The organism is Agromyces humi, assembly GCF_009720255.1.
GTDB classification, from domain to species: Bacteria; Actinomycetota; Actinomycetes; order Actinomycetales; family Microbacteriaceae; genus Agromyces; species Agromyces humi.
The window spans coordinates 37,940-46,887 of sequence record NZ_WJSP02000003.1; the positions used below are offsets into that span (position 1 = coordinate 37,940).

Genomic DNA, 8,948 nt, shown 5'->3' on the forward strand with positions numbered 1-8,948 from the left:
GCTTCGGCCTAGCCGAGCAGCTTCAGCACGCCCTGGTTGGCCTGGTTGGCCTGCGCGAGCATCGCCGTGCCGGCCTGGCTGAGGATGTTGGCCCGGGTGAAGGCGACCATCTCCGAGGCCATGTCCGTGTCGCGGATGCGCGACTCGGCGGCGGCCAGGTTCTCACCGGCGACGGCCAGCGAGTTGATCGTCGACTCGAAGCGGTTCTGGGCCGCACCGAGCGTGGCGCGGCTCGTCGAGATCGCGGTGATCGCGGTGTCGATCGCAGTGATCGAACCCTTCGCGGCTGCGTTGTCGGTCACGTCGAAGACACCGGCAGCGTCGAGGCCACCGAGGTCTGCCCCGGCGTCCGCGAGCGTGACGTCGATGCTGTCGTTCGCGGTGTCACCCGCGCCGACCTGGAAGGTGACCACGCCAGCGGCGCCGGCGGTGCCGTCGAGCAGCTGGATGCCGTTGAAGTTCGCGCCTCCGACCACACGGGCGAGCTCGAGCGACAGGTCGTCGGCTTCCTTCGTGATCGCGGCACGCGAGTCGGTGTTGTTCGAGTCGTTACCACCCTGCACCGCGAGGTCACGCATGCGGTGGAGGATGTTGTGCACCTCGGTGAGGGCACCTTCCGCGGTCTGGATGACCGAGATGCCGTCCTGCGCGTTGCGCTGGGCGACCTTGATGCCGGAGATCTGCGAACGCAGGCCCTCCGAGATCGCGAGGCCGGCGGCGTCGTCCGCGGCGCGGTTGATGCGGAGGCCGGACGAGAGCTTCTCGAGCGACTTCGACAGGGCGTTCTGCGTGCTGTTGAGGTTGCGGTGCGCGTTCAGCGCGGCCACGTTGGTGTTGATCTGGGTACCCATGGTGTGTTTCTTCCTTGATCGGTCGGGATGTCGGCCCGTCCATGGGCCGTTCGAGATACACCCTCGGCAGTGGCTGCCGGATCGTTAGGTCGAGGAAGAAATCGTGTTGCGGGTTACCCGATGAGGCTGGTGATGGTGGTGTGCGCTGTCCCGCCGGAGATCTTCACTTCGCACGTGTACTGAGATCGGACGAGCGCGCCGAAGGCGTTATCGGCGTCGACGTACCCGGTGACGATCCAAGGGCTGCGACCTCGGGCGCTGGACTCGAAGTCCGCGGTCGCCGGGGCTTTCAGGTTCTGCTTCACCGCGTCTTCGCAGGCGAGGATCGCGGCGAACTCGTTGTTGTTCCGGTCCGGGTCGTTCGCGCGCTGCCCGTTCCATGCTTGGAACGCGATGATCGCGATGACGATGAACGGGGTCGCGATCATGAACTTCGCGAAGAAGGACAGCGGCTTCTTCGCCGGCAACGGCGGCGCGATGTGACCACCAGGCGGCTGAGCCGCCGGCGCGGCCGGGAGCGGTGTTCGATGCTCGGTCCACTGGCTGCCGTCCCACCAGCGCAACCCTTCCTGCTCGGTGTCGGGGTACCAGCCTGCAGGGGCCACGCCTGTGTCGTCCATCCGCGCCTTTCCGGTTGTCGCGCTGATCCTATGAGCCATGCGCGGCCGGTGGGGGAAGATCAGGCGGTGGACGCCACCCCAGTTGGGGTGAGCCCGTCGACCTTCTCAGCGAACCGGGCGAGGTACTGGTTCCTGCGAGGAGACGCCGGCCGCGACTCCCATGCCGGCGGTGCGGGCCGGTCACCGTCGCCGTAGTGGGTGTCGAACCCTTCGCGGAGGAGGCGGAGCGCCTCGGTCTTCTGCTGTGACACGGCGGAATGGGTGACACCGAGCTCAGCGGCGACCTCACCGACGGTTCGGCCCTCGAGGTAGATGGTCTCGATGATGTACCGCATCCGCTCGGGCAGGGAGGTGACGGCGGCGTCGAGGTACTGGAGGCGTTCTGCGACGAGAAGGTCGGTACCCGGCAGGGAGATGTCAGCGGCCAACTGCTCGGAGAAGGTTGCGTCGAGGGTTGTGACCGTGCGGGATGCCAGGTCGAGGCCTTCGCGGGCCTTGTCGCGTGTGACGCCGAGCGCACCGGCGACCTCGTCGACGGTGGGGCGGCGTCCGAGCTGCGCGGCGAGGCCTTCAGCGACCTCGGTGGTGTCCTTGATCTGCTTCCGGGTGGACCGTTTCGCCCAGTCGAACGCTCGCATCTCATCGCGGATCCCGCCGATGATGCGTTCACGGGCGAACGACCCGAACGGGATGCCCCGGCCGGAGTCGAACGAGTCGGCGGCTTGGATGAGCGCGAGGGAACCTGCTTGCGCGAGGTCTTCCCTGGACAGGTGGGTGGCGCCGACCATCACTCGGTTGACGAGGTAGCCGACGAGCGGAAGGTTCTCAACGACCATCCGATTGCGTTCCTGGCGATTCAAGAGCTTGCTGGACCTTACTGATGACTTGCCAATGCGCCGCGTGCGGCACCCTGCCGCCGTTTCCCCCGCGTGGAGCGCCTGGCCGCAGGCATTCGGGGGACATGCGGCGAACGGCATCCGCCGCATGCCCAACAGGCATGAGCGACATCGAAGCGGGGGCGTTGAGTTCTGCAGAGGAACTCGTGGTCGAAGCGTTGGTGGCACGGGCGAGGACAGGGGAGTCCTCGTGGGTGCTGCCGCTCAGGCATAGAAGGACGATCGCTTCGCTGGAACGCGGCGGGGTGGTCACCGTCCTGGAAGCACCGACGGACGATGGGTGCCGGGTGGCGCTCACCGACGCCGGCAAGGACCGGTTCACCGCGCCGGGGTACGCATCACCGCTCGAGCTTCAGCTGGCCGGTCTCAGAGCCGAACTGGCCGACCTTCGACATGCAATCCGGTACGCCGGGCATGCGTGCGTCCCGGGTTCATGCTGAGCCTTGTCCGCGCGGTCCGTCTTCACCGCGCCATCAGCACGTCGCCGGCAGGTTTTCCGCGCATGGGTGAGGCGTCCACTCACCCCCGCGGAGGCTCCATGCGTACCCAAGTTCCCTCGTTGTCCAACTTCGCCCGCCAGCAGGCACGCACGGAACGGCCGACCGCCGCGTCGGCGCTCCTGACGCCGACGACCGGCCCGATCCAGCAGCACACGACCCGGGAGGCGGCGCCGGAGCCCGGCCTCGTCGACATCGCCGCGAACGAGATCACCGAGGAGCACGTCGGCGACGACATCACCTTCAGCGTCAGCGGAACCCCGGTCGGAGGGAAGCTCGAGGCGCTCGGCTCCGTGTTCGGCCTCACCGCGGTGAAGGTCGACGGGGTCTCGTTCCTCCTGGACAACACCGTGACCGTGCAGGTCCGCGAGACGAACATCCGCGAGAAGATCCTCACGATCTCCGACCCGGGCCGTCGCGCTCAGCTGATCCACCAGATGTACCTGCGGAAGGGCGGAGCCGCCGGCGACGGTGAGTGACCTACCGCTGCAACGCGAAACGGCCCGCCCCTGCGATGCAGGATGCGGGCCGTCGCTGTTTCCGATGCTCACCGTTTCGGGCGAAGCCACCCGCCCTGCAGCCGATCCAGCGAATCGACCTGCTCGCGTCGGGCGAGACCGAGCGCGACCTTCGCGCCGACGAGTGCGTCTTCGCCGGCGTCATGGTGCTTGAACGTCGGGAGGTCCAGCATCCGGGCGACCTTGTCCAGCTTGTGGCTGGGTGCGTTCCGGAACGTCCGTCGCGCCTGCTGCAGGGTGCAGAAGTACCGGAACGGTGGGACGTCCACCTTCACAGCCGCGGACGCCTGGTCGATGCAGGAACGCTCGAACGACGCGTTGTGCGCGACCAGCGGCAGTTCGCCGTCGCGGCTGAACTTCACCAGGCGACGCAGCACCTCCGGCCACTCCGGAGCACCGACCACGTCGGACGCGGTGATCCCGTGCACTGCCACGTTCGCCGGGGCGAAGTACGCCCGGCCGACCGGAGGGGTGACGAAGACGCTGGACGTCTTCACCACCTCACCGTCGACGACCTTCGTCACGCCGATCTGGCAGACCGACCCGCGGGCTGAGTTCGCGGTCTCGAAGTCGATCGCGACGAAGGACAGGCTCACAGGGCCGGCGCCTCTTCGGGACGGTCGATGAAGGCCTTTGTCATCAGGTGGGTTCCGACCCGGTACGCGAACACAGCACCGAAGACGATGTCCGTCATCCAGATGCCACCGTTGAGCCGGTCGTTCATGGCGGCCCACACGGTGATGCCGGCAGGAACGAGAGCCAGGGCGGCGTTCCACGCGGCGGCGGTGATCAGCACCTGCAGGACCGTGCGGTTCCGCAGCGTGCTCTCGTACCCGCGGCGGACGTCGTCCCGGATGGCGTCCCGCTGCTCGGGAGCCAACCGGTGACGCCACGTACGGGCAGTCACTGCGAGCTGGTTCCCGCCCTTCGCCTCGAAGACCGTCGACAGTCGACCAGAGGCGCTCGACAGCGCAGCGCACGCACCGAAAACGGCTGCGAGCAGCAGTGGGTTCAACGTTGCGTCGTCAGAGATCAGCGCCCATGCGATCGCACCGGTGAACGTCACAGCAGTCAGCCAGATGTTCCAGCGGAGCCGGCTGTAGTCGACGAACGCCTCCCACGTCGCCACGGCTTCGCGGGCGTCACGTGCTGGCGCGGCGGCGGGCAGCGGAGGTGCGAATGAGGTCACGCGGCGGTCACCTCGACCGGCATCTCCGGGGTGCGGAGGGCGTTGTACGCCTCCCGCTTGGCGAGGATCGTGTCGCCGAGCTCCTTGATGCGTGCGGGCAGCGCCGTGAACGCCGAGTACTCGAGGAGACCGAGGGTCAGCAGCACGCCGGCGACCAGCGCAGACGGGACCGAGATCAGCACGAAGTTCAGCAGCCCGAAGACGAGCGCGAGAGCGACCGCGAAGACCGCGGCGGACAGGAGGATGCCGTACGAACGCCACCACCCGAACAGGCGGAGCGTCTCCAGCCGCTGAACCTCAGCGACACCGGCGTTCACCTCCTCCTTCAGCTGCACCTTGCGGTGGAGGTCGATCGACGGTGATACGGGGGTGGGAGAGGTCATGCCCTGTTCATGCGCGGAACCACGGCCGCCGCGACGATTGGCCACGGCGGCCGTAGTGGGTCACGCGTCCAGTTCGACGAGGTAGCGCACCTTCACCTGGCGGGTGTCCCAGACGATCGCCTCGTGGTTGCGGACGCCGGCGGTGCCTGCCTTGACGTTGATCGAGTTCCACGGCTTCCCGAACTGGTTTTTGCTCGAGTGCGCCTTGGGCCAGTCGGAGTGGGAGGCAGGCCGGTACTCGGACCCCATGGCCACGTCCGCGAGAAGCATGAAGCAGTTCGTCTCCCGTCGGCCAGCGGTCCAGTATCCCGTCGAGTACATTGCCGACTTCGACGACTGTGACGACAGGTAGAGCCCATCACCGAACATCCGTCCCGCGATCTGGATCCCCGACCCGGAGCGAGGCGGGATGAACAGACCCTTCTGCAGGATCGACAGGAGGTTCGCTGCACGGGTGCCGTGCCACAGCTGCTGCTCGTTGCGGATCTCGTCGGCGATCGCCTTGTACTCCTTGGCGCCGACCGGGTCGATGAGCTCGAACACGTGCTTGACCTTCAGACGTGACGCGTCGTGGTTCGTGTTCTTCGTCGACTCGAACTTCTCGCTGATCCGCTTGAACACGTCTCCGCCGTCCGCGACCGCGCGGATGCGGTACTTGAACAGCGCGGCGATGTCATCCTCGTTCACGCTGTCGAGCGCAGCCGCCTCGGCAGCTTTCACCTGCGCGTCGAAGAACGACACGGAGTCGCGCAGCTGCTTCAGGAAGTCCCGCTGACGGCCGAGCTCGTCCGCACGGGCGAACTTCGCATCCCACCCTGCGGTCCGGCCGACGTTCTGCGGGACGAGGGTGAGGTACCGCTCGAGCTCGCGGCGGCGCCGGTGGGCGTCCTGCTCGGCGGTGAACCGGTCGAGCACCCGCTCCGCCTCGCTGATCGACGACATCGTCACTAGACCGAGCGGGGTGCGGACCCGACCTGACAGGTCAACGGTGATCCGGCCTCCGGAGATCGTCGCCACGTCGTGCGCGTTCACCTTGCAGATCCGCTCGATCAGGTCGGCGACGCGGGTGTCGGTGCGAGCCTTCCCCTTCGTCAGCCCGGTCTTCGCCAGGTCGGTGATCGCGGTGTTCGCGCTGCGGTTCGTGGTCACGGCGGGCTCGTCGGCGATCTGGACCTTCTGGTAGCCCTTCCGCATCTTCTGGCGGATGATCGACTCGTACCCGGCGCGGCCGGACATGTCGGACAGCTTCGTGCCTGCAGCACCGACCCTGCCGTACTCCTTCTCGACCCGGCCTGTCGTGCCGTCGAGCACCACGCGGTAGAACTTATTGCTGTTCGCGACCGTGTCGACCAGCACCAACATCGTCTCTTCTCTCATGGCACAGACATGCGCGGGAAGCGGACGATTTCTGAGCGCAACGGAGGGCCCGCCGCATCGTTCACGACGGGCCCTCTGCCGGCACTACTTGTACAGGTTGCGTGCGCCCTGGTCCATGACGAGCGACCCGCCGACGAGCGCGGGGCGGAGCTCGGATCCGGGCTTGGAGTACAGCTCGAGGGACTCGACCTGGATGCCGTCGGAGGTATTGCGGATCACGCCGATCGCGACGGAGTAGATGGTGTCGTTGGCGTTCGCGTTCTTCGCATCGATCGTCACCTCGGAGCCGGCACCGTTCGACAGGGCGAGACCGACCTTGTACTTCCGGAACGACCCGGTCCCGTTCGACTGGGCGGAGTACGCGACCGGGTACACGGCGGCGATCTCGTCCGTCATCCGGATCTCGATGGTCTCCTGCGCGACGCCCTTCGCCCCGCGGCCGACGTCGCCGAGGTGGCGGACGGCGCCGTTGTGGATCGACTGCTTCGGGTGGCGGTCCGCCTCCGAGCCGAAGGTTGCGACGGTCTGGACGGACCCGTCACGAAGCTCGACGAGGGCGTAGATGTCGTAATCGGTGTTCGACGACCACGACACCGTGGCGGTCACCAGCGGGGACTTCTCGATCGTGACGCGGGCGCCCTTCTCGAGGCTGATCTTCCCAGACTGCTTGCCGAGGTCGAGCCTGGCAGGCGCCGGCGGCGCGGTGGCAGCCGGGGCTGCGGTGTTGCGGTTGAACAGACCCATGGAGGTCCTTTCGTGTCGGGGTGGGCGCCACAGATGCGGTGCCAGGTAGGACATGCGCGGCTAGGCTGCAGCCTCCCGATGCCATGTGATCTGCGAGTCGACATACGCGAGGATGTCCTCGCCCGCCACGGCTCCGGAGCGTGCCGTCACGGCGAGCCCTGAACCGCCGTGTTCAGCGAGTTCGCCGTGCGCTGGGCGGATCGCTATGTCCGCCCACTTCATCAGCCCGACGTCTGTGGCAGAGTCACCTGAGGCTGCGGTGACGGTCACACCGAGCCGCCTCGCAACCTCCGCAGCTGCCGCCTCTTTCGTCACTCCGTTCGGGATCAGGTACACCTTCCCGCGGCCTTGGACCGACACCTGATATCCGGCACCCGCGGCGAACGCGCGAACGGTTGAGATGAACTCCTCTGGTGGGGTGTAGCCGGTTTCGGGCGCGACGCAGACGAACAGCCCTGCGGTGAGCTTAACGGTGCGAAGCCACGGGCTGCCGTGAGCGAAGCGGCTCACCCGGTCGAACACCTCCGCTGGCGCTGCCAGGTCTCGGATCTGCTCGGCCACCTGAGCGGTCCACGCTTCGTCCTTCACTCCGTCGACGATGATCTGTCCGCCGTTCGCGACGATCGCGTACTCCGGGGTCACGCCGGGGATCCTCACCCGTTCGTACTGCACGAAGTCGCGGGTGGTCGTGGGGACGAATGCGACCCGGCTGGAGAAATCCTGCAATGCGAGGACCGCGTTCCATGTCATGAACGACGCAGGCTTGTCTCGGAACGTTTCCACGACCACGGAGCCGGTGAACCCGTCGGGCTGGTCGTCGTAGTGGCGCGCGGAGAAGATCGTCGTGCCGTCCAGGTCGGCGAAGAAGGCCCCGGTCACGCGGCTGCCTTCCCGTCGAAGCCGGTGGCGCCGCGGGTGAACTTCGGGTGGATCAGACCGATCGCGGTGAAGGGCAAGTCTGCGACCTCTTCGACGGGGACGCCGCGGTCCTCGGCGAGGAGCCGGATGTGCGCGACTTCGGCGGTGGCGCCGGCGCGGACGAGCACCTTCCAGGGGACACGACGGAGCAGCACCCGGGTGGTCTCGCCGACGCCGGGCTTGACCAGGTTGACGCTGCCGATGCCGTACTCGTCGGAGATGCGCTCGACGGCGTCCCAGCCGCCCCAATCCGCCGCCTCGGCGGGCTGGGCAGCGGCTTCGCGGGCTGCCGTGACGAGCGCATCGTCGAACTCGGCGGAGACCTCGTCGATGAACGTCATGGTGACGTCCGCCACAGCGAGGTCGCGGTAGAACTTGGCGCCGTGGAAGTCTCCGGGGCCGATGAGGTCGTCGCGGAGCACTGTGCGGGACACCAGCCCGGAGACGGTGGAGTTCAGCGCTGCTGAAGGGATCAGGTAGTCGTCGCGGGTGCCTGAGATCGCGGCGCACCGGCCGGGGTCGGCGAGCACTGCGAGGTCTGAGGAGAACCGGTCGCCGGTGTGGGCGTTGTGGTCGATGACCGCGACGGCGAGCTCGCGCGAGATCGCACCTTTGCCGGTCCACCCGTCGACGAAGACGGCGTCGGCGGCGTTGTGGTGGGCGGCGATGTAGCTGAGGGCGTTCGAATCGATGCCTTTGCCGCGGACGATCGAGACGGCGTAGTGGGGGACGTCGGCGCCGTAGGTGCGGGCGATGTACCGGCGGATGAGGACTCCGACGGGTGTGCCGGCGCGGGCGAGGGAGACGAGGACGGGATTCCCAGCGCGGGCGGTCCAGATGCGCTCCGCGGCGGTGGCGACGTGGAGAGCAACCTGTCGGCGGTGCTCGGTCAGCGAATGACGGAACAGGTCTTGGTATGCCGGGGTGGGCTGGTACTCGATCGGCAGCGCCTCGG

General features: G+C 67.5%; 12 protein-coding genes. 2 read left to right on the plus strand and 10 right to left on the minus strand.

What is annotated here, in order from left to right; all coding sequences use genetic code 11:
* Window positions 1-8: 8 nt before the first annotated feature.
* From GH736_RS00765 to GH736_RS00775, 3 genes are all read right to left on the minus strand, one after another.
* Window positions 9-851: a flagellin N-terminal helical domain-containing protein gene (locus tag GH736_RS00765; protein WP_159599303.1), complete on the minus strand. Its 843-nt coding sequence runs from the start codon at window positions 849-851 to the stop codon at window positions 9-11.
* Window positions 852-964: 113 nt separating this feature from the next.
* Complete coding sequence (locus GH736_RS00770) at window positions 965-1,471, minus strand: DUF2510 domain-containing protein (RefSeq protein WP_159599305.1); 507 nt, start codon at window positions 1,469-1,471, stop codon at window positions 965-967.
* Window positions 1,472-1,530: 59 nt separating this feature from the next.
* Entirely contained in the window at window positions 1,531-2,307 is a 777-nt protein-coding gene (locus GH736_RS00775; protein ID WP_235933783.1) for a sigma-70 family RNA polymerase sigma factor, read from the minus strand.
* Between the two features lie 161 nt (window positions 2,308-2,468).
* Here GH736_RS00775 and GH736_RS00780 point away from each other — a divergent pair, with 161 nt between their 5' ends.
* Both GH736_RS00780 and GH736_RS00785 read left to right on the plus strand, forming a co-directional pair.
* Window positions 2,469-2,807, plus strand: a complete 339-nt coding sequence (locus GH736_RS00780) for a hypothetical protein (protein WP_159599309.1) — start codon at window positions 2,469-2,471, stop codon at window positions 2,805-2,807.
* A gap of 98 nt (window positions 2,808-2,905) precedes the next feature.
* Window positions 2,906-3,343 carry a hypothetical protein gene (locus tag GH736_RS00785; protein ID WP_159599311.1) on the plus strand — a complete coding sequence of 146 codons (438 nt, stop codon included), beginning with the start codon at window positions 2,906-2,908 and terminating at the stop codon, window positions 3,341-3,343.
* Between the two features lie 68 nt (window positions 3,344-3,411).
* Here GH736_RS00785 and GH736_RS00790 read toward each other — a convergent pair whose 3' ends face one another.
* The 7 genes from GH736_RS00790 to GH736_RS00820 form a co-directional block, all read right to left on the minus strand.
* Window positions 3,412-3,978 carry a 3'-5' exonuclease gene (locus GH736_RS00790; protein WP_159599313.1) on the minus strand — a complete coding sequence of 189 codons (567 nt, stop codon included), beginning with the start codon at window positions 3,976-3,978 and terminating at the stop codon, window positions 3,412-3,414.
* Window positions 3,975-4,448, minus strand: a complete 474-nt coding sequence (locus tag GH736_RS00795; protein ID WP_159599315.1) for a hypothetical protein — start codon at window positions 4,446-4,448, stop codon at window positions 3,975-3,977. Before GH736_RS00795 ends, GH736_RS00790 begins: the two co-directional genes overlap by 4 nt.
* A 119-nt stretch (window positions 4,449-4,567) precedes the next feature.
* Window positions 4,568-4,954 (minus strand): hypothetical protein, encoded by a 387-nt coding sequence (locus tag GH736_RS00800; RefSeq protein ID WP_159599317.1) that lies wholly within the window; start codon window positions 4,952-4,954, stop codon window positions 4,568-4,570.
* Window positions 4,955-5,014: 60 nt separating this feature from the next.
* Window positions 5,015-6,316, minus strand: a complete 1,302-nt coding sequence (locus GH736_RS00805; RefSeq protein ID WP_159599319.1) for a WGR domain-containing protein — start codon at window positions 6,314-6,316, stop codon at window positions 5,015-5,017.
* A gap of 99 nt (window positions 6,317-6,415) precedes the next feature.
* The gene (locus GH736_RS00810; protein ID WP_159599321.1) at window positions 6,416-7,075 is read right to left on the minus strand and encodes a TerD family protein; all 660 of its coding nucleotides are present in this window, start codon (window positions 7,073-7,075) and stop codon (window positions 6,416-6,418) included.
* A 60-nt stretch (window positions 7,076-7,135) separates the two neighbouring features.
* The gene (locus tag GH736_RS00815; protein ID WP_159599323.1) at window positions 7,136-7,864 is read right to left on the minus strand and encodes a hypothetical protein; all 729 of its coding nucleotides are present in this window, start codon (window positions 7,862-7,864) and stop codon (window positions 7,136-7,138) included.
* A gap of 86 nt (window positions 7,865-7,950) precedes the next feature.
* Window positions 7,951-8,948: cysteine protease StiP family protein (locus tag GH736_RS00820; RefSeq protein ID WP_162529535.1), on the minus strand; the 998-nt coding region annotated here is incomplete at its 5' end.

What these genes read in the sequence shown, in the direction of transcription:
- GH736_RS00810 (WP_159599321.1), bottom strand. Translation starts at nt 7,075, where the DNA reads ATGGGTCTGTTCAACCGCAACACCGCAGCCCCGGCTGCCACCGCGCCG.
- GH736_RS00770 (WP_159599305.1), bottom strand. Translation starts at nt 1,471, where the DNA reads ATGGACGACACAGGCGTGGCCCCTGCAGGCTGGTACCCCGACACCGAG.
- GH736_RS00805 (WP_159599319.1), bottom strand. Translation starts at nt 6,316, where the DNA reads ATGTTGGTGCTGGTCGACACGGTCGCGAACAGCAATAAGTTCTACCGC.
- GH736_RS00800 (WP_159599317.1), bottom strand. Translation starts at nt 4,954, where the DNA reads ATGACCTCTCCCACCCCCGTATCACCGTCGATCGACCTCCACCGCAAG.
- GH736_RS00780 (WP_159599309.1), top strand. Translation starts at nt 2,469, where the DNA reads ATGAGCGACATCGAAGCGGGGGCGTTGAGTTCTGCAGAGGAACTCGTG.
- GH736_RS00765 (WP_159599303.1), bottom strand. Translation starts at nt 851, where the DNA reads ATGGGTACCCAGATCAACACCAACGTGGCCGCGCTGAACGCGCACCGC.
- GH736_RS00785 (WP_159599311.1), top strand. Translation starts at nt 2,906, where the DNA reads ATGCGTACCCAAGTTCCCTCGTTGTCCAACTTCGCCCGCCAGCAGGCA.
- GH736_RS00775 (WP_235933783.1), bottom strand. Translation starts at nt 2,307, where the DNA reads ATGGTCGTTGAGAACCTTCCGCTCGTCGGCTACCTCGTCAACCGAGTG.